This is a genomic window from Acinetobacter lactucae, from assembly GCF_013344765.1.
Lineage (GTDB): Bacteria > Pseudomonadota > Gammaproteobacteria > Pseudomonadales > Moraxellaceae > Acinetobacter > Acinetobacter lactucae_A.
Genome location: NZ_JABVBF010000004.1, coordinates 29,791 through 53,767, shown reverse-complemented (window position 1 = coordinate 53,767; position 23,977 = coordinate 29,791). Strand labels below are relative to the sequence as shown.

Genomic DNA, 23,977 nt, shown 5'->3' with positions numbered 1-23,977 from the left:
ATTCAAAATAATACAGACAAAATTTAAAAACATAAAATCAAGACCAATATTATTTATAATCCATTCAATAAGCAATAGTTTGAAAGCCGTGTTCATCAGAATAACTAAAAAAATTACCTTTTAATTACATTATCAATTATAAATGAAATATATTTTATTAATATTTATTTAAGATGAATGTATTAAGTCATGTCCTACTGATTTTTCTAACTCAATAATTTTTTGTTTTATCTCCTGAGGTATTTCACATTTTCGTTCTGTTAATTTATCCATGCATACCAGAACAGCCTCAGCAGTAGCCACGATTTGTTGTTGGGTTTCACTCCATAATATATAGGCCATACGGAATGCGCTATTACGGAGCTCTTCCACGCGAACACCGACTTTCAATACATCGGGATAAAAAACAGGCCTTAAATATTTACACTGACTTGAAGCAACAACGGGATATATTTGGGGAGTTAATATATTTATTGCTTCCATATATAAAATACGTGAGCTTTCAATATATCGATAATATTGTACATTATTGACATGACCAAAAGCGTCCATATCTCCCCATGCGACTTTCTGTTCATATATTATTGGATAGACAGACAGTTCTTTCATTTTTACCTCATATTTTAAACTTTAAAAAATTTGCATCGTTTTCAAAGATTAGATTTAACTGTTTGATTAACACTTCATCTTCTTTAAGCGTAGACTTAATACGTAAATAGCTCATTAAAATATTATCTGGATATAATGTTAATAATGTTTCAGCTTCTGCTTGACGTCCAGTTGCCATATAGACATGCCATTTTGCGAAAGTTAAAACCGGTAGATTCATATATTGATTTTCAAATTGAATAATTTTTTCTTCAACATCAGCATAGTCAGGAACCTGCTTAAGCAGTTGTTGCTGAAACCATAAATAAAATACTTCTGGATCAAACTGCTCTTTTAACAAGTGAAGGGTTAAGGCCGCATGTTGCATGCTCATATCTGGCATACGGGCTAATAGTTTTAGCCATAACAACTTACTGCTATAAGGTCGAGTTTGAATTTCAGCCTCTAAATCTAAATAACGCTGTTGCAATGCCTGTAAGTCATCAATAGAGGCTTGTTCAAATTGCTGAAGAAGTTGCTGCAACCATAAATCACGATGCTCAGCATCTAATAAGCCGTATTTCATGGATCGTAAATATATCCATGGGTGTTGCAGAGCTAATTGCCCCCATAAAGCAGTTAATCTTTGTTGGTAAGCAGTTTCTATTTCTTGTAACCAAGGCGATAACTGATGTTGGTATAAAAACTCAAGATGAGTTAATGCGCGGTCGGCTTCATTTTCGGCTAAAAAGATTTCAATTCGCTGTAACTCTGCCAATTCAAATGCCATCGGTGGTGATTGATCGAGAGCCGCCAGTGCCTTGGGATAGTCACCGCTTAAAACCAGAAACTTAGCATCAATAATATTTTTTAAAAGTCCTGACTGAGTAAAAACACGTTCAATAAATACGCGTTGGTCTTCGGCAGCCTCTAATAACCAGACAATACCTAATTGTTCATAAGGATGAAGGTTTTTAAACTGAAAGATGTTTTCACTTTTTCTTTGCTCACGAGAGGAATAACGTTTAATCCATAGCCATATAAGTTGAGCAATAAAACTTATTACTACAAAAGTAAGGGTTAATCCCCATACATTTGTTTGCAACTGTAATTGTCGCCAGTAAATATAGACATATCCCATTCCATAGCCATAACTCAATAAAGCTAAGGCTGCAAAAAGTATTAAGCTAATTATGAAATAAACCGACAGGAGGTGTTTCATATATCCTCCTTATGAGCCAATTAGCCCAAGTGTAGAAAGTTTAGGAACTGGCACGACAGATAAATGTGCCACTTTAGCAATACGTTTTTTCAACTGCTGACTCGTTGCATCAGGCATTTCATCTAGCTTTTGCATCACCAATTGCAACTCATTTTGATACTCAGTCATTTTTCCTTGATTGAGTGCCTGTTCGGCAATTAACAATCTTAATTGCACTTCTTTCAGCACGACACTTCGATTCATTAAATTAATAGAAGGAGTTTCTACTTTTTCTATACGGAACCATTTTTTCCACCAAGACACAGTCTCGGATTGATCCATTTCAAGTTTAGGCTGGGCTAAGGCTTGTTGAATATTCTTATCAATATTCTGCAATAAATCATCAATTAATTGATGGCGTTGATTTTGAGCCAAACTGAATTGTTGAACTGCTTGTTTATCCTGCTCAAGCGATTGATTCAAACTATGCTGCAATGCAGGAGCAATTTCATAGTGTACAAGCGATTGCTGTAACTGATTTAATTGATCAACTGCATAAATCAACTGCTGCTGATCAATCGCAAATTGAATTAAATCTAACTTTTGTTTAATTAAAACTGTAGGTGCAATACCTGTCGGTGGAGCATCTAGTTGAGCCACTGAACTAGTTTTATTCCCTGTATTTACGGGTTGATTCTGCAACTGTCGCTGTAAAGCAACCAATTGATCATTTAAATTGGCATAGTGCTGTTCTGATTGCAGCAGACTTTGTTTGAGCTCGGGAACAGTACGAGAAATTTGCCACATATCGTAACTGAGCTTAGCCAACCAAGCTACGCCCAGTAAAATGATGATAGAAACAAGTTTTCTCATATGAATCCTTATAATGCCTGAATGTGATGAATCATCCCCGAAGGCGATAAATTTTCAAGTTGAATAATGTGAAAATGAGCCTGTTGCTGATCGCGATACTCTTTAACCATTTGAAAAAGACGAGGTCCTAAAACCAGATATACACCATCAGGTTGTACATTATTTTTTGAACAAAGCTCTAACCAATACTTCCAGCTCGCTTCACTGGTAATTAAGACGAGCCATTTATTTAAATTATAATTTGAATTCTGTGTCAGATGTTTGAATGCAGAATATGAAGCTTTCGGGCACTGCCGATGATATAGAACAAAATTTAAAATCTGAATTCCTTGCTGTTGCAAAGACTCCATCATAAATTGGCGACCACCTTCTCCCCGCCAGAAAGCCACACTACCCGTCTGTTGCATATTGTGCAGAATAGGTAGGTTCAACATTCCCTCAGAGGTTTCAACATCTGGGATATGTGCGTCTATTCCATATTCATTTAGACAATTTGCTGTTGCCTGCCCTACAGCAATCCACTGAATATGTTTTAAATCGCTAATTTTTAAGCCACTTTGTGCTAAATACTCCATGCCCACTTCAACAGCTGTTGGGCTGACAACAACAATAGCTTGCGCCTTAATTAATTGTTGGTAAAGCTGAAGTAAATGTTCGGAAAAGGGTTTGGCAACAAGCTCTAAAAGAGGTAAAGACTCAACCTGACAACCTTCATTTTGCAAAGCTTCTGTTAATTCAGCTGCACGAGAATCAGGTCGAGTATTAATAAACAACATGGTTTAGTAGAGGGCCTTTAATAGCTCACCCGCACCTTGATCAAGTAAGTTTCGAGCAAGGTTCTCACCCAATTGCTGAGCATTATTGGCTTCGTCTGTCAGTTCAGCACGTAATAATGTTTGGCCATCAGGGCTTCCAACACGACCTTCGATATGGATTTGACCATTTTGTAATGTGGCATAACCTGCAATTGGGACCTGACAACCACCTTCAAGATAGGCATTAAATGCACGTTCAGCACGCACACAAACATCTGTTTCTGTGTGTAATAACGGTTGGATTAAAGCCAATACATCTTGGTCAGCAGCACGGCATTCTAGGCCCAATGCACCTTGCCCTACAGCAGGCAAACTAATATCTGGTGTTAAACAATGACGAATCCGTTCTGACAACCCTAAACGCTTCAAACCGGCACTGGCCAGAATAATCGCATCGTATTGACCTTCATCTAGCTTCGCTAAACGTGTGCCAACATTTCCACGCAAGTCAATAATTTGTAGATCTGGGCGTTGTTTTAAAATCTGAGATTTACGACGCAAGCTTGATGTACCAACTTTTGCACCTTGTGGTAAATCAGCAAATTTTTCAAAATGATTTGAAACGAAAGCATCTAACGGATCTTCACGTTCACAAATCACTGCTAAGGTTAAACCCTCAGGCAGAGCCATTGGGACATCTTTCATTGAATGTACAGCCAAATCTGCACGCCCATCTAAAAGTGCTGCTTCCAACTCTTTAACGAACAGCCCTTTACCCCCAATTTTTGCTAAAGGCGTATCTAAAATTTTATCGCCCTGCGTGACAAACTTAACCAATTCCACCGTTAAATCAGGGTGAAGCTCCTGTAAACGGGCACGAATATGTTCTGCCTGCCAAAGAGCAAGTGGGCTTTGTCGCGTAGCAATTTTCAAGGTTTTCATAAATTCAAGCATGGGCTGGTCAAACAATACACCCTAAACTTAACTTGATCCCTTAAAATTGCAAGTAAAATCTCGCAAGTCCAAGATCACTCTTCTAAATTTAGAGCTGATGAATCCTCTCTCTAAGCGTAGACAAATGTCGACGGCTCACCGAAAGTCGTTCATCTAGACCACGTAACCGAACCTGATATTGACCTGAACTAACCAGCTCTAGCCCATCTAGATATGCAACTGCAACCAACGCGTTTCGATGAATACGAATAAACTGATCTGCAAATTCGGTTTCAAGCTCTTTTAATGTTTCATCTATTAATACACTGCCGTTTTGATGACGCACTGTGACATATTTCTGATCTGCTAAAAAATAATAGATATTCTCAACAGGAATCAGCTCAACGCCACGATAGGTTTTTGCAGCAATTTGATGGCGCTGTGTTTTTAGATCATGTAAAAATTCATGTTGTGGCAAAGCACTTAGCTGTGCTCGAGTAAGCTGTGTCAATTGACCAAAAACTTGCTCAAGTTCTACTGGATCAATCGGCTTAAGAAGATATGCTTGAGCTTGTGATTTAAATGCTTCTAACGCATGTTGATCATAGGCGGTACAAAACACAATCGCAGGCCGAGGATTGAGCTGGCTTAACTGTTCTGCACAGACGAGACCATTCATACCTGGCATTTGAATATCAAGTAAGATTACATCCGGTTGATGAAGCCGTGCCTGTTCTAAGGCCTCCTGTCCATGATGAGCCGTTGATACAACTTCATGTCCCATCTTTGAAACTAAACGTGACAAACGCTCCACTGCAAGTGGTTCATCGTCACAAATTAGCACCTTCATTCATCCTCCTTGTCACCGTTAACTTGGTCCATTTTTTTATGGTTAACTCTGACTGACTTATTATTTTGTTTGATATTGATAGCTCATAATAGTGGTATATAAAGCTTCGCCTTTATAAACCTGAAATCTAACGGTGTTCCCATAATACGCTTTCAGGCGCTGCTTAACATTTTCAAGAGCGATTCCATGCCCTTTCCGTGAATTTATTGTATCGTCTGTATATGGGTTGGTAATGACTATACTGACCTGATTTTGCAATATTTCAACCAATACCCCTATGGTTGCTTTACCCATCATTGGTTCTACCCCATGAAAAATACTATTCTCCAACAAAGGTTGTAATGTCAATAAAGGAATAGTGATCTGTTTTAATTGCACAGATGAAAGCTCGATCTTCCAATCTACTTTTAAGCGTTCTCCCAAGCGAACCTGTTCAATCATTAAATATTGTTTACTCAGCTCGATTTCTTCATACAGACTCACCAACTTCAATTCTTGGAAGCTCGCGCGAAATAGCCGCGACAAACTAATAAGCATGCTTTCTGCTTTATCTGGATCTATCGTAATTAAACTGACCACATTATTTAGACTATTAAATAAGAAGTGAGGATGAATTCGCGCTTGCATGGCCTGAATACGAGCATTTAACTCTGCATACTGCTGATGCAACCATTGTTCTCTAACATATAAATAACGTAAACAGAAAGCCCCGAGCAATATTCCATAGCTTAGATATAAAGGTACATTGGTAAAGTAAATGCTCCAGTCCTGTGTTAAAGAAACATGTTTATTTAAAAGACCAAATTGAAAAAAATTACTCATTAAAGTAGTCAAAACAACAATGCCTTGTAGCATCACAAAACCAATAGCCAAAGCAAACTCTTGACGTAAACCGCTAAAAAAACCTTGAAAGCGTTCAACCAAGGCAAAAAAAGACAATATCACCCAATTAATAAAAACAATGTATTGAAAAAGTCTTCCCCCATTTAAGGCTTGCCAAGACTGTGCTTCAGCCAATGCTAAGACCAGTGCCAAAACATTACTTGCGATAATTAATTCGAATAAGTGTTGCCAACGCCCGTTTTTCGTAAAAAAATAGGAGGAATTTTGATTTCGGTATGCTGTAGGAAACAACTTTGTTTGTTGAGCTTCGGCAAGTGATATACTCTTTTTTATTTTACTGAGCCACCATGACCACATCTTCAAATCCCCCTAATTCAGTAACCCCAGACCAAACCTCAGGTATGTGGGGTGGTCGTTTTTCTGAAGCGACGGACGCTTTTGTAGCCGAATTTACCGCCTCTGTTCAGTTTGACCAACGTTTTTATAAGCAAGACATCGCTGGTTCGATTGCGCATGCTACCATGCTTGCGAAAGTTGGCGTACTCACAGAAGCAGAACGCGATGACATTATTGAAGGTTTAAGCACCATTCGCTCAGAAATTGAGGCTGGAAACTTTGAGTGGCGCATCGATCTTGAAGATGTTCACATGAACATTGAATCACGTTTGACTCAACGTATTGGCATTACAGGTAAAAAATTACACACCGGCCGTAGCCGCAACGATCAGGTTGCAACTGATATTCGTCTTTACCTACGCGACGAAATTGATGATATTTTAAAATTATTAGAACGTTTACAAAAAGGCTTGTTAGGCTTGGCTGCCAAAAATGTAAATACAATTATGCCGGGCTTTACACATCTACAAACTGCTCAGCCTGTGACTTTTGGTCATCACTTGCTTGCATGGTTTGAAATGTTGGTACGTGACACTGAACGTCTTCAAGACTGTCGTAAGCGCGTTAACCGCATGCCACTTGGTTCTGCCGCTCTTGCTGGTACAACTTATCCAATTGACCGCGCATACACAGCAGAACTCTTAGGTTGTGAAGCTGTATCTGAAAACTCGCTTGATGCCGTATCTGACCGTGACTTTGCCATCGAATTTAATGCAGCTGCTGCACTGATCATGATGCATTTATCACGTATGTCAGAAGAGCTCATTCTTTGGACTTCTGCACAGTTCAAATTTGTGAATATTCCTGACCGCTTCTGTACAGGTTCTTCAATTATGCCGCAGAAGAAAAATCCGGATGTTCCAGAACTTATTCGTGGTAAATCTGGCCGTGTATTTGGTGACTTAATTAGCTTGCTTACGCTCATGAAAGGTCAACCATTGGCGTACAACAAAGATAACCAAGAAGATAAAGAACCTTTATTTGATGCGATCGATACGGTTCGTGGTTCACTCATGGCATTTGCAGACATGATTCCTGCATTGGTGCCAAATATTGAAATTATGCGTGAAGCTGCGCTTCGTGGATTCTCAACTGCAACTGATCTTGCTGACTACTTAGTGAAAAAAGGCGTTGCGTTCCGTGATGCGCATGAAATTGTAGGTAAAGCAGTCGCGTTAGGCGTTGCTGAAGAAAAAGATTTATCTGAGCTCACACTTGAGCAATTACAGCAATTCTCTGACTTAATTACAGCAGATGTATTTGATAAAGCCTTAACCCTAGAAGCTTCTGTAAATGCACGTGATCATATTGGTGGAACTTCACCAAAACAGGTTGAAGCTGCGATTGCGCGTGCCCATACACGTTTAGAACAGTTATACGCTTAAGGATAAAACATGAGTCGCCAAGTATTTTGCCGTAAATATCAAAAGGAAATGGAAGGTTTAGACTTCGCTCCTTTCCCGGGTGCTAAAGGCCAAGATTTTTTTGAAAATGTTTCTAAGCAAGCATGGCAAGAATGGTTACAGCATCAAACTACACTGATTAATGAAAAGCGTTTAAACGTGTTTGAACCAGAAGCTAAAAAGTTTCTTGAAGAACAACGTGAAAAATTCTTCAATAATGATGAAAGCGTAGAAAAAGCTGAAGGCTGGAAACCAGAATAATCGGTTTGTTTTAGCTTATTCATCATTAAAAAGGCGGGTCTATATACATAGATCCGCCTTTTTTTACGTGAAACTTACACAAACATAAAAAGCCTTACATAGAGCGCACAGGACTCTACATGACTTTAAAAAGCGAAAAATTTATTATCACTCTATAGCAAGAAGAACACGATCCCTGTCGTGTTTATGCACTTGATTTTCTGTCCTGAACTTCCCCCCAAAGTTCGGGACATTTTTTTATCTATTATTTTTAAAAATAAAAAAGCCTTGTTTCAAACAAGGCCTTTAAATAGTTCAGCTCAAGATTATTTTTCGTGGACTTTCGCTTCAATTTCTTCAATTTTGGTATGGCGGGCATCAAAGCCTTTTGCCATGTAAATCACTTGCTCAGCAATGTTACGTGCATGGTCACCAATACGCTCTAATGAACGTAAAACCCACATCACATTAATCACACGGGCAATATGTCGTGGATCTTCAATCATATAAGTCATTAATGTACGAGTTGCCGACTGATATTCGCGGTCGATATCAGCATCGGCTAAAAGTACACGTAAAGCTTGATCTGCATCTAAACGTGCAAAAGCATCAAGAGCATCATGAATCATGACACGAACTTGGTTACCAATATGACGTGTTTCCATGTAGCCACGAGGTGACCCGCCCTCTTCACACAGATTCTGTGCAATACGGGCAATTTTCGCTGCTTCATCACCAATACGCTCAAGGTCAGTATTGGCTTTACTCATGGCAATAACCATACGCAAGTCAATTGCTGCTGGATGACGACGTGCTAAAATTAGCGTCAAGCCTTCATCAATATCACGTTCATATTGATTGACTGCATTATCTTTAAATTGAACATCAATCGCTAAATTTGCGTCTGTATCAAGCAAAGAATGAATTGCATTGGCAACCTGTTGTTCGACCAAGCCACCCATGGTCATAAACTTTGTGTTTACATCTTGCAAATCTTCATTAAATTGAGAAGAAATATGATGGCTTAACACCGGATTACTTGGACTCAAGGGAAGCCTCCAACATGATGGCGCAGGAATAAAATGATTGAGCATTAAAACACAGCAATCATTAAGTTTTTATGACAAAATTAAATTTCAGATAAAAGCATTTTATTACTGATACGTTAACCAGCTATTAAGCTCGACCAGATCTTTTTCACCTAACTGACCTACCGCAGCTTTTAAACGAAGTACATTCAATAAGTAGTCATATTGACTATTAAGATAATCCTGTTTTGCTGAAAAAGCATTACGCTGCGCTAATAAAACATCAACCATACTTTTTAAGCCTTCGTTATAACTCGCTTTTGAGGCTTGAGAAACTAAAGAAGATGAATCCATTGCAGCCTTTCTTGCTTCAAGTTTGGCTTGGTCTGTATCGACCTGCATAAAGGCACTTTTCACATCAACATTGGCACGGCGGATGGCCGCATCAAGTTGAGCCTGAGCTTTACTGGCTTCTACAGTCGCTTTTTTAATTGATGTTCGAGTGCGCCCACCATTAAATAAATTCCAGTTCATTTCTACCCCAACCTGATCAAATTTTCCGTCAGTCGAAATAAGAGTCTCTGGGGTCTGTTTGGTATAACCATAGCTCGCAACTGCGTCTATCTGTGGATAAAGCGCGGCTTTTTCCACACGGCGCTGATCTTCACTATATTGTTGCTGTAAGCGGGCTTGCTGGATCTTTAGATTTTTTTGCTGGGCCAAAGAAATCCAGTCATTAAGCTCTGCTGGATAAGGCTTTTGAAAACTAAAGTCACTTCGTAATACAGCAAGCTTATCTTGATAAGAACCAATATATTCAGACAGCTGTTCTTGGGCTAAAAGTAATTGAACATTGGTTGCAATACGATTAGCTCTGGCATTTTGATATTGAGCATTTGCTTCACTCACATCACTACGCGCCACCAAACCTTCTTTGAGTTTGGCATTCATCATATTAAGCTGCTCAAGCAAAGCTTTTTCTTCTTGTAGATATGCAACACTCAATGCCTGCTGACGCAGTACATTAAAATAGGCTTCTGCTACATTTAAAACATGATCTTGTTTTTGCAGTCTTAAAGTAATTTCACTTAAGGCAACCGAAGTTTTAACTTGCTTATAACCTTCCCAAGCATCCATACGGAATAATGGCTGACGTGCAGTGAGAGTCGCCTGTCGAGTCGTCGAAGTATTACTCACCAAAGCATCTGACAGGCCTTCTTGATCAACACCCGGAAAGTTTGAACGTTTTACAGTTTGTCGATTACGGGTAATGTTTCCAGACAATGTGACAGTGGGTAATAACGCCCCCGTTGCTAAGCCTAAGTTCAGTTGATCTGCTTCATATTGTTGTTGATTGGCTTGCCATGTCGGGTCATTTTGTTTTGCGCGCTCATAAGCTTCAACCAAATCTAGAGCAAAACTCGAAGATGCAAAACTCCAAAGGCCCACAGCGACCATTAATTTTATTTTCATTGTTCAAATCAACGATAAAACTTGCCTTTAAGACTAAGAAAAATTCTAATCAAACTCAAGCCATTAAAAGTTTTAGTTTTTTAAGAATCCTTAGTTTTTGACAAGATTAAAATACAAATAAAAATCAGAAACATACCTATCCAGCCTACCCATGAAACATGCTCACCAACCAAAACAATCGCAAAAATCGCAGCAACTAAAGGTTCAAATAAAGTTAGGGTGGTAGCCTTGCTAGCATTTACTGTTTTTAGACCAAATCCAAAAAGTAAATAACCTAAAAACATAGGAATCAGCATCATATAACCAGCCACAAGTAGATTAGTTGAGCTATGCAATAACCCTCCACCTGTAACCAATAAAGTAGGAAGCAAAATAACTGCCCCGCCACCCATAATCATGCCCATTGCAGCTTTAGCGGCAACACCCCGATCTATTAATCTTTTTGCGGCCCATGAATAAAGCGAATAAGTTGTAGCAGCGACCAACCCAAGGAAAATACCGAAGAATTTATTCCATTGATTTGTACTCTCTTGAACCGCATGACTTTCGCCCATCGACAACATACTTACGCCAAGCACACCGCAAATAAAACTTAGAAACCAAATAGCAGATAAAGCTTTGCGGTCAAAGAATCTTTCTAAAATCGCTGCGATAAGTGGAGCGGTACCAATTGAAACCACCGTACCAATCGTAATGCCTGCATAATGCATTGAGGAATAAAAAGCCAAAGGATAAATTCCAACCGCCACTACGCCTAAAAGTAGTATTGAAAGATTTTCTCTAATAAATTGGCGGTTTTCCCGTATCGCCTGTGATGCAACCAAAGCTTGTAAAAGGCCTCCACCGCCCATCGCTACGGCGCCAATAGCAAGTGGGCCAAGTGTCGGTGCAAATGCTGCCGCAGTACCTGTTGTTCCCCACAAAACAGAGGCAACTAAAATCGCAATTGTGCCTCCATAGCTACTATTTTTAATGAGGCTAATCATGTAGGCATTCTCTATTTAAAATGTCTTCAGCCATTTGTTTTGCCAAGAGGAGTTGACGACTGTTGCCCTCTAAGCCTGCTCTTGCCATAGAACCTTCTAAAAGAAAAGAAAGCTGTGTAGCCACATAATTCACACGTTGTGAGTCTGGTATTAATTTTTTTAAATGCTCAGCAACAATAGCCTCGACTTCTTCTTTATGCTGTCTTACCGAGCTTCGCCCTGTACTATTCGCCGGAAACTCAGCCGCAGCATTCAATAACCCGCAGCCTCGAAAGCCTTTTTCATAGGCAAATTCTGCATGGTCTTGATAGGCATCAAACACAGCCAAAATAGCTTCTTTCGCTGTTTTTGCTTTTTCTAAACGTGTTTGATAGAGATCAAGCCACTCTTGATGTCGTGCAGCAATGTAGGCATCAACAAGATCACCTTTTGAAGAAAAATTATTATAAAGCGACATCTTAGCAACATCTGCTTTAGTCGTAACCGAGTTAATGCCCGTTGCAGTAATGCCATCGTTATAAAATAAGGTTGCCGCTGCATCGAGAATTTTCTGTCTTGCTGTTTTATCATTCATAGTTTTAATTTAAGTAGACCGACCTACCTAATAATAAAGATTTCTAACAATGATGCAATCTTTTTAAGCGTTATAATTTGAGCAATATTAATTTCTATAAAAGTACAATGATGAAGAAAGTTCTAATGATGAGTATGTGCAGTGCACTACTTTTAGCTGGATGTAATAAAACATCAGAGCAAGATCAGACTGTGTCTAAAGAGCAAAAAACAACTGAGCGAAAGGCCACTCAAAAACAAGACAGTAGCTGCTTACAAATTATGATAGCTATGCACACGATTAATCAAAACAGCAAAATAGAAGATTTAAATCAAATTAATGAAAAGCTTAAAACCTGTGTTCCCTCTTTAAAAAATGAGGAACAGCTTAAGCTGATTAATGCATCAACTGCCATGTATCAACGTTTTCTTAAACACGACTACACTGACAAAACAGCTAGAGCTTTTGAAGCATTTGGCTATGCCATTTTAGAAAAAGAACCATTAGATGCTAAAAAAACAATGAAAACCAAGAAAAAGTTATTCGATCAGCTTAGCGCTCGTGATCAATATCTGATTCAACACGAGGGCCAAGCCTACATCGAACTTCTCTATCAAGGTGAGGGCATGTTTACCTACCGACGTCAGCCAAACTATTTAGTTGATGTTTTTGCTAAAGCTCTACCCACTGACCAAAAAGAGTTCTTAACTCGTATGGCGAAAGACAATAAAGAAATTTTCTATGACGACGGTGCTTTGGCTATTTCATGGAAAGAGCTTACTGAGCGTGCATTATTTTGGGAGAAATTTATTCAGAAATATCCAAAGAGTTATTTTATTAGTGATGCAAAATTATTATTTAATGAGTACCGATACTTTATTTTCTTTGGCTTAGATAATACGCCTGTGTCCGATCACTTTGCTCCAAACACATGGATTGATAAAGATGCTTTACAACAAATTCAATTTTTATCAACACAAAAACAGTCGAGTTTAGCGAAACCTGCCCAACAATTTCTCAAGTTCATTGCCACTCCCGTGGATGAGCGTAATACACAATTTAAGACAGATTTAATTGATGAAAGTGGACAAAAGAAATCAACCTATCAAATTGTGCATGAACAGCTTGAGCAGTTATTAAAATTAGAGTCACCATGGAATACCAAAAGCTACCGTGACTGCCATATGGATGCGGTTTGTATAGATACAAATTGACAATGCCAGCCAACCTAAAACATGTTAGTCTGTAAATCGCTTGACGGAGCGCGAGTAATAGCTCGCTGAGATTGTGTAAATTCCGTGTTATCGCAACACAAGTTTGATCACAAGTACCGTTGAACCTGATCAGGTTAAGACCTGCGTAGGAATCAAGCCATCTGAAAACTTAAAGCCCCCAATTTATCTCGTAAAGATAAATCCGCCATCGTTTTTGGTCGTGCTTGATTCGTTGATGTTATTCATAAGGATCATGTGATGAACCAGTTAACGAATCTCTCTTCTGCTGAAATTTCAGCACAACATGAACAAGATGCAAAAGATTTAACCCGCATCCTACCCGCTTCTAAAAAAGTTTATATTGAAGGCTCTCGCCCTGACATTCAGGTTCCAATGCGAGAAATTTCTTTAACCGACACCCCTACTGGTCTTGGCGGTGAACATAATCCTCCTATTATGGTTTATGACACTTCAGGTGTTTATACCGACCCAAATGTTCAAATTGATTTAAACAAAGGGTTACCTTCAGTTCGCCAAAACTGGATTGAAGAGCGTAACGATACCGACGTACTTTCTGGCTTAACTTCAAAGTTTGGTCAAGAGCGTTTAAAAGACATTCGCACCGCTGACATTCGTTTTGCACATATTCAAAATCCACGCCGTGCTAAAGCAGGCAAAAATGTCACTCAAATGCATTATGCCAAGCAAGGTATTATCACACCTGAAATGGAATATATTGCAATTCGTGAAAATCAGCGCCAGCGCGAAGGCGTTGATATGCGTCAACATGCTGGGCAGAATTTTGGTGCAAAAAATTTAAAAGAAATTACACCTGAATTTGTTCGCCAAGAAGTGGCTGAAGGTCGTGCGATTATTCCTGCTAACATTAACCATCCAGAACTTGAACCAATGATTATTGGTCGTAACTTCTTGGTTAAAATTAATGCCAACATTGGTAACTCAGCGCTTGGCTCTTCAATTGATGAAGAAGTTGCAAAAATGACTTGGGCAACCCGTTGGGGTGCCGACACCATTATGGATTTGTCGACAGGTAAGAACATTCATGAAACACGTGAATGGATTATTCGTAACTCACCTGTTCCAATCGGCACTGTACCGATTTATCAAGCACTTGAAAAAGTTGATGGTGTTGCAGAAGACCTGACTTGGGAAATCTTCAAAGACACGCTGATTGAACAAGCTGAACAAGGCGTTGACTACTTCACCATTCACGCAGGTGTATTACTTCGCTATGTACCACTTACCGCAAACCGCTTAACGGGTATTGTTTCACGTGGTGGTTCAATCATGGCGCAGTGGTGTCTAGCACATCATGAAGAAAACTTCTTATACACACATTTCGATGAAATCTGTGAAATCATGAAAGCTTATGACGTTTCATTTAGCTTAGGTGATGGCTTACGTCCGGGCTGTATTCAAGATGCAAATGACGAAGCACAATTCAGCGAACTTAAAACACTAGGTGAACTCACTCACCGTGCATGGGAACATGATGTTCAAGTCATGATTGAAGGCCCTGGTCACGTACCAATGCACATGATTAAAGAAAACATGGATTTACAGCTTGAGGTGTGTAAAGAAGCGCCCTTCTATACACTCGGGCCCTTAACGACAGATATCGCTCCGGGTTATGACCACATTACATCTGCAATTGGTGCAGCCATGATTGGTTGGTACGGCACAGCAATGCTTTGCTATGTCACACCGAAAGAGCACTTGGGTCTACCAAACAAAAAAGATGTTAAAGATGGGATTATTACCTACAAGCTTGCGGCACACGCTGCCGATCTTGCTAAAGGACATCCGGGTGCACAGGTACGTGATAATGCCTTATCAAAAGCACGTTTTGAATTTCGTTGGGATGATCAGTTCAACCTAAGTCTAGACCCTGATACAGCACGTAGCATGCACGATGAAACCTTACCAAAAGAGGCTCATAAATCTGCTCACTTCTGCTCAATGTGTGGTCCAAAGTTCTGCTCAATGAAAATCACTCAGAATGTACGCGACTATGCCAACAATCTCACAAATAGCGATTCAGAGGTTGAAGAAGGCCTCAAAGCGATGAAAGAAGTTTACCAAGAACAAGGTCAAAAACTGTATCATAAAGTGTAAATATTCAAAAAAAACACTTGCCTAGCCATGATTCTCGGTTAGGATGAAATAAATAGATTTCGTCCTGATCGAATCATGAGTATTGTTGAACGTCCAAGTTATACATCTAAAGATGTCGAAGTAACATCACGTGAATCTCTATTCCGTGGTTTTATTCAAGTTGAAAAAGTCAGCCTTCGACATCGTCTATTTAACCAAACTGAATATACTCATGTATTGCAACGTGAACTCATTCATCGGCCTGAAGCTGCTGGTGTACTACTTTACAATGATCAAAAACAACAGTTTGCACTGATTGAACAGTTCCGTGTTGGTGCTTTAGATGATTCTCAGTCTCCATGGCAGCTAGAAATCATTGCAGGCGTGTTAGATGGCGATGAATCACCAGAAAGTTGCATTCGACGAGAGAGCCTCGAAGAGTCAGGTTGCGAAGTTCAGGATTTAGAACATCTATTTAGCTTTTATCCGTCAGTTGGTGCTTGCTCAGAGTTATTTCATCTCTATGTTGCCGAAACTCAATTACCCACTAATGGTGGTGTATTTGGTGTAGATGATGAGGGTGAAAATATTCAACTACACTTGTTTAATTATAGTGAAATCCAAACTCTACTCGACAGCGGACGTTTAAAAAATGCTCCCGTCATTATGGCATTACAATGGCTGGCCCAACACAGCAAAACGATAATAAATCCGAAGAGGTAGGACGGTGACTTTTCAAGTCTCAACACATTCACAAAAAGACCATGTCATTATACAAATTACCGATACTCACCTATTGGAGTATCCACATTTAGAATTTGTGGGTATGAATCCTGAAGAAAGTTTTCATGCCGTTATTCAACAAATACGAAATAAACATCCTGAAATTGATGCCATCATCCATACGGGTGATCTAGCTCAAGCACCAACGCCTATTACCTATAAACGCTATATTCAATATATGCAAACGCTTGGTCTGCCTTTTTTTCAGACTTTAGGTAATCATGACAATGTTGACCATTTTCCATTACATAAAGGAAACCATCAGGAACCTGTGGTTATTTGCCTAGGAAACTGGCGTGTTATTTTATTAAATAGTGCGGTAAAAGATCATATTGATGGACATCTATCAGCCGAACAGCTAGAGAACTTAGCGGTTTTACTCGAAGAGTACGTAGATAACCATGTTTTGTTAGCTTGTCACCATCACCCTTTTGCCATGAAGTCAAAATGGATTGATCATCACAAGCTACAAAATTCTAATGCTTTGCTTAATACATTGGCCCCGTTTAAAAATGTAAAAGCTTTAGTCTGTGGGCATGTTCATCAGGACTCCATAAACACTTGGCAAGGAATCGAATTTTTCTCAACCCCATCGACAAGTGTTCAGTTTAAACCGTTTAGTAATGATTTTGCCTTAGATCAAAATGCTCCCGGCTATCGTTACCTTCGTCTAAAAAACAATGGTAGTTTTGAAACAGAAGTCTTCCGGCTTGAAAATTTTCAAGGTCATATAAATACTGATATTTCAGGCTATTAACCCTATTTCTTATATGCTTATACATAATTATGACTGGGGTAAACACGTTTTGAAAATATTTACGGGACGGAATGACTATCATCTTGCAGGAAAAATCTATATGATGACGACCCGATGGGAAAATCCCATCGATGGTTTTCTATAAAAACACTTGCATATCACCATATTTTTTGCGTATAGATAGTACGTGTAAGATGAGGAATGCCCTATATGGCGAATGACAACCAAAATCAAGTCTTGGACGAACACACAGCAGTGATCGACGAACAAAAATCGGCTGTAAAACGTGTACGCAAAACCAAACCTAAAGCTTCTGAAGGCGGTACAACTGCGAGCTTGTTTGGGATTGAACCTTATCAGCCGAAAAAAAATGAAGAATACATGTCTGATGGACAACTTGAGCATTTCCGCCAAATCCTAAATGCATGGAAAGCAGAGTTAATGTCAGAAGTTGATCGTACGCTCAACACAATGCAAGATGAATCATCTGCTTTACCTGATGTAAATGATAGAGCGACTCAGGAAGAAGAGTTTGCGATTGAATTACGTACACGTGATCGTGAGCGTAAACTGATTCGTAAAATCGAGCAATCATTAGAAGCGATCCAAAGTGGTGATTACGGTTTCTGCGAAACTTGTGGTATCGAAATTGGCTTGCGCCGTCTAGAAGCTCGTCCAACAGCTACTCAATGTATCGATTGCAAAACTTTGGCTGAAATCAAAGAAAAGCAAAACAACGGATAACCATCCTTCCTAACCTCCCTTTTCAAAGGGAGGAATACTGCGAATTTTAAAAACTTCTGATATTCGCACATTCCCCTCCTTATATTGGAGGGGTTAGGTGTAGATTTAATATAGACAACTATAAATCTTTATGTCTTACATTGGACGTTTTGCTCCCTCTCCTACTGGTCCTTTACATTTCGGTTCTTTACTGACTGCTGTCGCAAGCTATTGTGATGCCAAAGCCAATCATGGTAAGTGGTTAGTTCGAATAGAAGATACAGACATCCCTCGTATTTATCCGGGCAGTGAAGAGCATATTCTCACGTCATTAGAAATCTTCCAATTCGAACCAGATGCTGAGATCGTCTTTCAAAAAAACCGTTTAGACATTTATGAAAGCGTATTAGACCAACTCAAAAAAGAAGGTCTTATCTATGCATGTCAATGTACAAGAAAAATGTTGGGTTCAAATGCAATCTATGCAGGTACTTGCCGTGATCTCAATCTTGATTTTCAAGGTCAAGCGATACGGGTAAAAGTTCAAGATCAGCAGATCTGTTTCGATGACCGATTACAAGGACGTCATTGCTCCAATCTACACCACGATCTCGGAGACTTCGTCCTTAAGCGCCGTGATGGGATTATTAACTATCAACTTGCTGTCGTCGTGGATGATTATCTACAAGGTATTACCCATGTCGTTCGAGGTTCAGACCTATTAGATAACACTGAACGTCAGATCTGGCTGGGACAGCTTCTAGGTTATCCTAAACTGAGCTATATGCACCTTCCCCTCGCCATGAATGACCAAGGACAAAAGCTCTCTAAACAAAATCTTGCTCAAGCACTCGATTTATCAAAAGCTCCTAAATTACTTCAAAAAGCAATACAAGCCTTAGGACAACCCAAGGTTGATTTAGATCAGCCTAAACTGATGCTGAAGCAGGCTGTAGCGCAGTGGAATATCGATTTAATTCCCCATGGGCAAGAGCTCAGCGGAACATATCTATAAATAATAAAAAAGCCCGATATCAAAATCGGGCTTTTTTAAACTTCTAAATACTCAATTAGAAGTTCGACTCTTCTCGTTCTGGGTTGACTTCTTGTGTTGAAGCATCGATCTTTAAAATCAAACTAATCATCGCAGCACACATCATTAAAGACGTACCACCATAACTAATGAATGGCAAAGTCAAACCTTTGGTCGGCATTAAGCCCATATTCATGCCCGCATTTACCAAAATCTGAAGTAAGAAAATAATGCTAATACCGTAAGCTAAATAGCCTGCGCGAAGGTAATGATGTTTCAAAGCACGGTGACCAATTTTGATACAACATGCTAGCATCAAGAAAGATAGAGCAATGACAATGGAAATACCCACGAAACCAAACTCTTCACCTAGAACTGCCAACATAAAGTCAGTATGTGCTTCAGGTAAATAAGATAGTTTTTGTACACTGTGGCCTAAGCCTGTACCAAACCATTCGCCACGGCCAAAAGCCATTAATGCATTTGATAACTGATAACCTACACCTAATGGATCTGCCCATGGGTCAGTAAACGAAATCAAACGCTGGAAACGGTAGGGTTCAAATAAGATCAAAAACACGATACCCGTGACAATCGCACCAAGCATGATTAAGAACTGAGTTGGTGGCGCGCCCGCTAAAAAGAACACACCAACCATCATCATGACAATAACGACCGTTGCCCCCAAGTCAGGCTCAGCAATAATCAAACCGACCGTGATTGCCATAACCCCACTTAGCCGTAGCAAGCCTTTCCAATGAGTACGAACCTCTTTGGCACGGCGCACCACGTAGTCTGCGGTAAAGATCGCCATCATGACTTTGGCAACCTCGGTTGGCTGCAAGGTAAAGCCACCAATCTTAATCCAACGCGTAGATCCATTGACTTCCGAACCCACCACCAAAGCAGCAAGCAACAGAACCATGGTTAATAGCCACAGCGGAAAGGTATTTTTAAACCACGTATTAAGTGATATCCGATAGGTCAAATAAGCCACTACACCTGCAGCGACAATCGAAATACCATGACGAATCACATAGTGAAACGGGTTTTCATGCATATATTCAGCATAGGGCATCGAAGCAGATGCAACCATCACTGAACCGATACACAATAATGCAACGACACAGAAAATCAGGACATTACGTGGCGTCACTTCCGCTGGCCATTTAGGCAATATCCGTTCATACCAATGATTGATTTTCTGGATTGTGGTCTGAGCTAAGCCTGCCATACTACATTCCTAATCATGTTTTCTTTAAACCAACGAATTGACGCAGGCAACAAACTGCTGACCACGATCATTATAACTTTTAAACATATCAAAACTTGCACATGCTGGTGATAACAACACCACATCTTCGGCCTGTGTTTCACGTTGAGATAGCTCTACAGCTTCTTTAAGCGTTGCTGCATGTAAAATTTTGGTTGCACCTTGAATGGCTTGCTCAATAACCGGAGCATCCTCACCAATCAATACCACAACTTTGGCATATTTTTCGATAGAAGAACGTAATGGACCAAAATCCTGTCCTTTACCTTGCCCACCTAAAATCAAGGCAACCTTACCTTTTTTAACCTCAATTGCAGCGCCTAAACCATCAATCGCTGCAAGCGTAGCGCCAACGTTAGTGCCTTTAGAATCATTGTAATAACGTACATCATGCACAGTCTTTACATATTCACAGCGATGCTCTAAGCCTTTAAATTGTTTTAAGGTTTCAAGCATAGATTCCATAGGCAAACCAATTGCTTCACCTAATGCTAAACAAGCTAAAGCATTGGCTACGTTGTGCATGCCTTGAATATATAAATCCGAGCTTTTAATTAAACGTTGCAAACCACGCGCAAGCCAAAGTGTGCCATCACCATCTCTTAAAACACCATATTGATTTAGATCTGGTGCATTTAAACCAAAGCTTTGCATTGGTGTTGTATCTGGAACAAGAGGACGACTTAAAGCATCATCACGGTTAAATACTACTTTTTTAACACCTTGGAAAATACGGTGCTTTGCTTGATGGTAACCCAACATATTGCCGTGACGGTCTAAATGGTCTTCACTCATATTTAGAACCACAGCAACTTCAGCATTCAAGTGAGAAGTGGTTTCCAACTGAAAACTTGATAGCTCAAGTATAATTAATTCAGGTTGATCTTTTAATAAATCTAGAGCTGGGCGTCCAAGATTGCCACCCACAGCAACTTTTTTTCCCGCATCTTTAGCCATTATACCAATTAAAGTCGTTACCGTACTTTTCGCATTGGAACCTGTAATCGCAACAATAGGCACATCGGTTGCACGGCGTAATAATTGAATATCCCCTACTACCGATATCCCTTGCGCAATAGCGGCCTGAATTTCTGGTAATTGTGGTGCAAGACCTGGGCTTAAAATAATTTCTTCTGCTTGTAATAATAATTCTTGATCAAGTTGACCGAAACTGGTTTTAACGCCAGCTGGAATCTGATCATGCCCCGGCGGCGTGGGACGAGAGTCTGTTACTGCAACTTGGTAGCCTTGTTCATGCAAGAAATTTACAGCAGAAACGCCTGAGATTCCCAAGCCTGCGACAACTTTTAGCCCACCACGTTGTATTAACATTTTTGCCCCACAATTTATCAATCGACAGAATGGCAAAAATGTTAGCACTTTGCTGTTTTGAATGCTTTTTCAGTTTGAACTTTATTCATCTTTTTTTGTGTCAGTGCGTAAAAAAGCCATCAATATGATGGCTTTTTAAACGAAACAAGAAATAGTGAATTTACTGCCATTTAATTGGCTTAATTTCTTGAACTGTATTGCTAGGTTTATCTTCGCTTGAACAACCACAACCTCCAGCACAACCAAAGATCATTTTTGGTTTAAGCCATTTTGCCAAAGTCGTCCAACCCTGCTTTTCGCAAAACAGAGAGAGTGAAGAAAACACTGAGTTTGCTGTTTTTGGAAATACTTTCTTAAAAACAACTACAGCACTCCAAATCACTAAAACCGCAATGATCAGATATTGAACCATATACAACCTCCTTTATTGCTTTAACCCCAGTAGTGAGAAGCAATTTGATAGGTAACAAACGATGCAAAATAAGCTAAACCAAACAGATATGCAGTCATAGCTGCAACATGTTTCCATGAACCTGTTTCACGACGTACCGTTGCTAATGTTGCCAAACAATGTGGAGCATAAATGAACCACACTAAAAGCGATAAACCTGTTGCTAAAGACCAACCAGTTCCATCTGCACTAATCAGATGCGACAGACCTTGTGCCACAGCATCGTCATCTGTTGCAGACAAGGCATAAACCGTACCTAATGCTGCGACTACTACTTCACGAGCGGCCATTGCTGGAATTAAAGCAATACAGATTTGCCAGTTAAAACCAATTGGAGCAAATAAAGGCTGGATAAGATGCCCAAGCATACCTGCAAAACTATAATCTATAGCAGGTAATGTCGCCCCTTCTGGTGGTTGTGGGAAAGTACACAAAAACCATAACAGAATAGAGAGCGCAAAAATGATTCCACCAACGCGTTTCAAAAAGATCTTTGCACGATCCAGCAAACCGATTCCCACACTTTTTAAATCAGGAAAACGATAACTCGGCAGCTCTAGCAATAAGGCATGTTGTGACTTATCTTTTTGCAAAAACTTCATTAAGAATGAAACGCAAAGCGCACTCACAATACCAGCCATATACAGGCCGAAAAGTACCAGACCTTGTAGGTTAAAAATACCCCAGACCATTTTCTCTGGAATAAATGCAGCAATCAGCAAAGCATAGACAGGTAAACGTGCCGAACAAGTCATTAAAGGCGCAACCATAATGGTCGTAAAACGATCACGAGGGTCACTAATACTACGCGTTGCCATAATTCCCGGTACTGCACAAGCAAAGCTTGACAGTAAAGGAATGAAAGCACGACCACTTAAGCCAGCTTGGAACATTAATTTATCAAGCAAAAATGCTGCGCGCGGTAAATAGCCTGATTCTTCGAGTACTAAAATGAAGAAGAACAAGATCAAAATTTGTGGCAAGAACACCACTACACCACCAGCACCCGCGATAATGCCATCAACCACCAAACTATGCAGTAGGGGCTGGGTAATCACACTTCCTATGACTTCACCTAGCCAGCCGAAGAAACCTTCAATGCCATCCATGAATGGAGCTGCCCAAGCAAAAACTGCTTGGAACACAATAAACATCATGAGGGCAAGACTAAGTAAGCCTAAAACTGGATGTAAGAAAATTCGATCTAGAAAATCAGTACGCTTATCTCCCTGATCAACATAATGAACCACATCTTTAAAAATCATATCGATTTTTTGATGATGAGTCCCAGTTAAACCACTCAATTCGGTTTGTGGCACACTGTATTTTTCTTGATCAAGGGCATGTAATAAATTTTCAATACCCGCATTACGAACAGCAACTGTTTCAACAACTGGTACACCCAAACGTTGAGATAACTTTTGAGTATTAATTTGGATGCCACGACGACGCGCTTCATCCATCATATTGAGCACAAGTAAAATCGGACGGCCTAGCCCGATCATTTCAAGCACCAGTCCTAAATGTAATTTTAAATTAGTGGCATCAACCACACACAAAAACGCATCTTGCTGCCCTTCTTCTGCAATCTTACCCAAACAGACATCACGGGTAATAACTTCATCAGGACTAGTTGCATTAAGACTATACGTACCCGGTAAATCGAGTACACGGACTGCTCGGCCAGAGGGTAACTGAAAATGACCAACTTTACGCTCAACAGTTACACCCGCATAGTTTGCAACTTTTTGTCGAGTTCCAGTTAAATGGTTGAAAAGAGAGGTTTTACCACAGTTAGGGTTTCCCACAAGGGCAATACGTAACGCATCACTCATGCGGGTACTCCTTCTTCTATTAAAATTTCGATTTTGTCCGCTTCTGCTTTACGTAAAGCGAAACGAGTAAAGCCAATTTGGATCAAGATCGGATCACCACCAAAAATACCTTTGGTAATCACTTCCACTCGTGTGCCTGGTACAAAGCCCAGACTTTCCAAACGAATTGCGACCAAATCTTGTTGCTCGGACTCTACTTCTATCCGATTCACTTTGGTGATGGTCGCCGCTTGCTTCACTTTTAAAGCTGATAAACGCACCGCATCCGATCCTAAACCTTTTTTTCTAGTATACATATAAATGAGAATAATTACCAAATAAGGTTAAATTTCACTTCTT

Annotated in this window: 24 protein-coding genes and 1 riboswitch; of the genes, 8 read left to right on the top strand and 16 right to left on the bottom strand. The window is 39.8% G+C overall.

Annotation, left to right across the window (positions count from 1 at the left end):
- Window positions 1-168 precede the first annotated feature (168 nt).
- The 7 genes from HUN22_RS01250 to HUN22_RS01220 form a co-directional block, all read right to left on the bottom strand.
- The gene (locus HUN22_RS01250; RefSeq protein WP_174726217.1) at window positions 169-609 is read right to left on the bottom strand and encodes an acyl-CoA thioesterase; all 441 of its coding nucleotides are present in this window, start codon (window positions 607-609) and stop codon (window positions 169-171) included.
- 7 nt (window positions 610-616) lie between these two features.
- Window positions 617-1,810: a heme biosynthesis protein HemY gene (locus tag HUN22_RS01245; RefSeq protein WP_174726216.1), complete on the bottom strand. Its 1,194-nt coding sequence runs from the start codon at window positions 1,808-1,810 to the stop codon at window positions 617-619.
- A 9-nt stretch (window positions 1,811-1,819) separates the two neighbouring features.
- A complete protein-coding gene (locus tag HUN22_RS01240; protein WP_174726215.1) occupies window positions 1,820-2,662 on the bottom strand; it encodes a hypothetical protein in 843 nt (280 codons plus the stop codon).
- A gap of 8 nt (window positions 2,663-2,670) precedes the next feature.
- Window positions 2,671-3,438 (bottom strand): uroporphyrinogen-III synthase, encoded by a 768-nt coding sequence (locus HUN22_RS01235; RefSeq protein WP_174726214.1) that lies wholly within the window; start codon window positions 3,436-3,438, stop codon window positions 2,671-2,673.
- Window positions 3,439-3,441: 3 nt separating this feature from the next.
- Window positions 3,442-4,359, bottom strand: coding sequence for a hydroxymethylbilane synthase (gene hemC / locus HUN22_RS01230; RefSeq protein ID WP_217488028.1), 918 nt, complete (start codon window positions 4,357-4,359; stop codon window positions 3,442-3,444).
- A gap of 100 nt (window positions 4,360-4,459) precedes the next feature.
- A complete protein-coding gene (locus HUN22_RS01225; RefSeq protein WP_174726212.1) occupies window positions 4,460-5,200 on the bottom strand; it encodes a LytR/AlgR family response regulator transcription factor in 741 nt (246 codons plus the stop codon).
- A gap of 60 nt (window positions 5,201-5,260) precedes the next feature.
- Entirely contained in the window at window positions 5,261-6,400 is a 1,140-nt protein-coding gene (locus HUN22_RS01220; protein ID WP_174726211.1) for a sensor histidine kinase, read from the bottom strand.
- On the opposite strand from HUN22_RS01220, the gene argH reads away from it, so the two are divergent.
- Both argH and HUN22_RS01210 read left to right on the top strand, forming a co-directional pair.
- Window positions 6,391-7,824, top strand: a complete 1,434-nt coding sequence (argH, locus tag HUN22_RS01215; protein ID WP_174726210.1) for an argininosuccinate lyase — start codon at window positions 6,391-6,393, stop codon at window positions 7,822-7,824. The two genes, HUN22_RS01220 and argH, sit on opposite strands and share 10 nt — an antisense overlap.
- Before the next feature lie 9 nt (window positions 7,825-7,833).
- Window positions 7,834-8,103, top strand: coding sequence for an oxidative damage protection protein (locus HUN22_RS01210; RefSeq protein WP_000089995.1), 270 nt, complete (start codon window positions 7,834-7,836; stop codon window positions 8,101-8,103).
- Window positions 8,104-8,408: 305 nt separating this feature from the next.
- On the opposite strand, the gene phoU is transcribed toward HUN22_RS01210, so the two are convergent.
- From phoU to HUN22_RS01185, 4 genes are all read right to left on the bottom strand, one after another.
- Window positions 8,409-9,131, bottom strand: a complete 723-nt coding sequence (gene phoU, locus HUN22_RS01205) for a phosphate signaling complex protein PhoU (RefSeq protein WP_000075183.1) — start codon at window positions 9,129-9,131, stop codon at window positions 8,409-8,411.
- A gap of 105 nt (window positions 9,132-9,236) precedes the next feature.
- The gene (locus HUN22_RS01200; RefSeq protein ID WP_174726209.1) at window positions 9,237-10,568 is read right to left on the bottom strand and encodes a TolC family outer membrane protein; all 1,332 of its coding nucleotides are present in this window, start codon (window positions 10,566-10,568) and stop codon (window positions 9,237-9,239) included.
- Window positions 10,569-10,663: 95 nt separating this feature from the next.
- On the bottom strand, window positions 10,664-11,569 hold the full coding sequence (locus tag HUN22_RS01190) for a DMT family transporter (RefSeq protein WP_174726207.1): 906 nt from the start codon (window positions 11,567-11,569) through the stop codon (window positions 10,664-10,666).
- Window positions 11,562-12,143, bottom strand: a complete 582-nt coding sequence (locus HUN22_RS01185; protein WP_174726206.1) for a TetR/AcrR family transcriptional regulator — start codon at window positions 12,141-12,143, stop codon at window positions 11,562-11,564. Before HUN22_RS01185 ends, HUN22_RS01190 begins: the two co-directional genes overlap by 8 nt.
- A 110-nt stretch (window positions 12,144-12,253) precedes the next feature.
- Here HUN22_RS01185 and HUN22_RS01180 point away from each other — a divergent pair, with 110 nt between their 5' ends.
- The 6 genes from HUN22_RS01180 (at window position 12,254) to gluQRS (ending at window position 18,729) form a co-directional block, all read left to right on the top strand.
- Window positions 12,254-13,336 carry a hypothetical protein gene (locus tag HUN22_RS01180; protein WP_217488026.1) on the top strand — a complete coding sequence of 361 codons (1,083 nt, stop codon included), beginning with the start codon at window positions 12,254-12,256 and terminating at the stop codon, window positions 13,334-13,336.
- A gap of 34 nt (window positions 13,337-13,370) precedes the next feature.
- Window positions 13,371-13,505: riboswitch (TPP riboswitch) on the top strand.
- An 89-nt stretch (window positions 13,506-13,594) separates the two neighbouring features.
- The gene (thiC, locus tag HUN22_RS01175) at window positions 13,595-15,472 is read left to right on the top strand and encodes a phosphomethylpyrimidine synthase ThiC (protein ID WP_174726205.1); all 1,878 of its coding nucleotides are present in this window, start codon (window positions 13,595-13,597) and stop codon (window positions 15,470-15,472) included.
- A 75-nt stretch (window positions 15,473-15,547) separates the two neighbouring features.
- Window positions 15,548-16,174 carry an NUDIX domain-containing protein gene (locus tag HUN22_RS01170; RefSeq protein ID WP_174726204.1) on the top strand — a complete coding sequence of 209 codons (627 nt, stop codon included), beginning with the start codon at window positions 15,548-15,550 and terminating at the stop codon, window positions 16,172-16,174.
- Window positions 16,175-16,178: 4 nt separating this feature from the next.
- Window positions 16,179-16,991, top strand: a complete 813-nt coding sequence (gene cpdA, locus HUN22_RS01165) for a 3',5'-cyclic-AMP phosphodiesterase (RefSeq protein WP_174726203.1) — start codon at window positions 16,179-16,181, stop codon at window positions 16,989-16,991.
- Between the two features lie 210 nt (window positions 16,992-17,201).
- Window positions 17,202-17,735 carry an RNA polymerase-binding protein DksA gene (dksA, locus tag HUN22_RS01160; protein ID WP_174726202.1) on the top strand — a complete coding sequence of 178 codons (534 nt, stop codon included), beginning with the start codon at window positions 17,202-17,204 and terminating at the stop codon, window positions 17,733-17,735.
- 130 nt (window positions 17,736-17,865) lie between these two features.
- On the top strand, window positions 17,866-18,729 hold the full coding sequence (gene gluQRS / locus HUN22_RS01155) for a tRNA glutamyl-Q(34) synthetase GluQRS (RefSeq protein WP_174726201.1): 864 nt from the start codon (window positions 17,866-17,868) through the stop codon (window positions 18,727-18,729).
- A 55-nt stretch (window positions 18,730-18,784) separates the two neighbouring features.
- On the opposite strand, the gene ftsW is transcribed toward gluQRS, so the two are convergent.
- From ftsW to HUN22_RS01130, 5 genes are all read right to left on the bottom strand, one after another.
- Window positions 18,785-19,981 (bottom strand): putative lipid II flippase FtsW, encoded by a 1,197-nt coding sequence (ftsW, locus tag HUN22_RS01150; RefSeq protein WP_016144113.1) that lies wholly within the window; start codon window positions 19,979-19,981, stop codon window positions 18,785-18,787.
- A 24-nt stretch (window positions 19,982-20,005) separates the two neighbouring features.
- Window positions 20,006-21,352: a UDP-N-acetylmuramoyl-L-alanine--D-glutamate ligase gene (gene murD, locus HUN22_RS01145; protein WP_174726200.1), complete on the bottom strand. Its 1,347-nt coding sequence runs from the start codon at window positions 21,350-21,352 to the stop codon at window positions 20,006-20,008.
- Window positions 21,353-21,512: 160 nt separating this feature from the next.
- Window positions 21,513-21,764 carry a DUF6587 family protein gene (locus HUN22_RS01140; RefSeq protein WP_174726199.1) on the bottom strand — a complete coding sequence of 84 codons (252 nt, stop codon included), beginning with the start codon at window positions 21,762-21,764 and terminating at the stop codon, window positions 21,513-21,515.
- A 20-nt stretch (window positions 21,765-21,784) separates the two neighbouring features.
- On the bottom strand, window positions 21,785-23,638 hold the full coding sequence (gene feoB / locus HUN22_RS01135) for a ferrous iron transporter B (protein ID WP_174726198.1): 1,854 nt from the start codon (window positions 23,636-23,638) through the stop codon (window positions 21,785-21,787).
- On the bottom strand, window positions 23,635-23,898 hold the full coding sequence (locus HUN22_RS01130) for a FeoA family protein (RefSeq protein ID WP_174726197.1): 264 nt from the start codon (window positions 23,896-23,898) through the stop codon (window positions 23,635-23,637). The genes feoB and HUN22_RS01130 overlap by 4 nt, the downstream gene beginning before the upstream one ends.
- Between the last annotated feature and the right edge of the window lie 79 nt (window positions 23,899-23,977).

Excerpts from the sequence above, each read along its gene's own strand:
- HUN22_RS01250 (WP_174726217.1), bottom strand. The coding sequence starts at position 609 with ATGAAAGAACTGTCTGTCTATCCAATAATATATGAACAGAAAGTCGCA.
- HUN22_RS01245 (WP_174726216.1), bottom strand. The coding sequence starts at position 1,810 with ATGAAACACCTCCTGTCGGTTTATTTCATAATTAGCTTAATACTTTTT.
- HUN22_RS01240 (WP_174726215.1), bottom strand. The coding sequence starts at position 2,662 with ATGAGAAAACTTGTTTCTATCATCATTTTACTGGGCGTAGCTTGGTTG.
- HUN22_RS01235 (WP_174726214.1), bottom strand. The coding sequence starts at position 3,438 with ATGTTGTTTATTAATACTCGACCTGATTCTCGTGCAGCTGAATTAACA.
- hemC (WP_217488028.1), bottom strand. The coding sequence starts at position 4,359 with ATGAAAACCTTGAAAATTGCTACGCGACAAAGCCCACTTGCTCTTTGG.
- HUN22_RS01225 (WP_174726212.1), bottom strand. The coding sequence starts at position 5,200 with ATGAAGGTGCTAATTTGTGACGATGAACCACTTGCAGTGGAGCGTTTG.
- argH (WP_174726210.1), top strand. The coding sequence starts at position 6,391 with ATGACCACATCTTCAAATCCCCCTAATTCAGTAACCCCAGACCAAACC.
- HUN22_RS01220 (WP_174726211.1), bottom strand. The coding sequence starts at position 6,400 with ATGTGGTCATGGTGGCTCAGTAAAATAAAAAAGAGTATATCACTTGCC.
- HUN22_RS01210 (WP_000089995.1), top strand. The coding sequence starts at position 7,834 with ATGAGTCGCCAAGTATTTTGCCGTAAATATCAAAAGGAAATGGAAGGT.
- HUN22_RS01200 (WP_174726209.1), bottom strand. The coding sequence starts at position 10,568 with ATGGTCGCTGTGGGCCTTTGGAGTTTTGCATCTTCGAGTTTTGCTCTA.
- HUN22_RS01190 (WP_174726207.1), bottom strand. The coding sequence starts at position 11,569 with ATGATTAGCCTCATTAAAAATAGTAGCTATGGAGGCACAATTGCGATT.
- HUN22_RS01185 (WP_174726206.1), bottom strand. The coding sequence starts at position 12,143 with ATGAATGATAAAACAGCAAGACAGAAAATTCTCGATGCAGCGGCAACC.
- HUN22_RS01180 (WP_217488026.1), top strand. The coding sequence starts at position 12,254 with ATGAAGAAAGTTCTAATGATGAGTATGTGCAGTGCACTACTTTTAGCT.
- thiC (WP_174726205.1), top strand. The coding sequence starts at position 13,595 with ATGAACCAGTTAACGAATCTCTCTTCTGCTGAAATTTCAGCACAACAT.
- HUN22_RS01170 (WP_174726204.1), top strand. The coding sequence starts at position 15,548 with ATGAGTATTGTTGAACGTCCAAGTTATACATCTAAAGATGTCGAAGTA.
- dksA (WP_174726202.1), top strand. The coding sequence starts at position 17,202 with ATGGCGAATGACAACCAAAATCAAGTCTTGGACGAACACACAGCAGTG.
- gluQRS (WP_174726201.1), top strand. The coding sequence starts at position 17,866 with ATGTCTTACATTGGACGTTTTGCTCCCTCTCCTACTGGTCCTTTACAT.
- ftsW (WP_016144113.1), bottom strand. The coding sequence starts at position 19,981 with ATGGCAGGCTTAGCTCAGACCACAATCCAGAAAATCAATCATTGGTAT.
- murD (WP_174726200.1), bottom strand. The coding sequence starts at position 21,352 with ATGTTAATACAACGTGGTGGGCTAAAAGTTGTCGCAGGCTTGGGAATC.
- HUN22_RS01140 (WP_174726199.1), bottom strand. The coding sequence starts at position 21,764 with ATGGTTCAATATCTGATCATTGCGGTTTTAGTGATTTGGAGTGCTGTA.
- feoB (WP_174726198.1), bottom strand. The coding sequence starts at position 23,638 with ATGAGTGATGCGTTACGTATTGCCCTTGTGGGAAACCCTAACTGTGGT.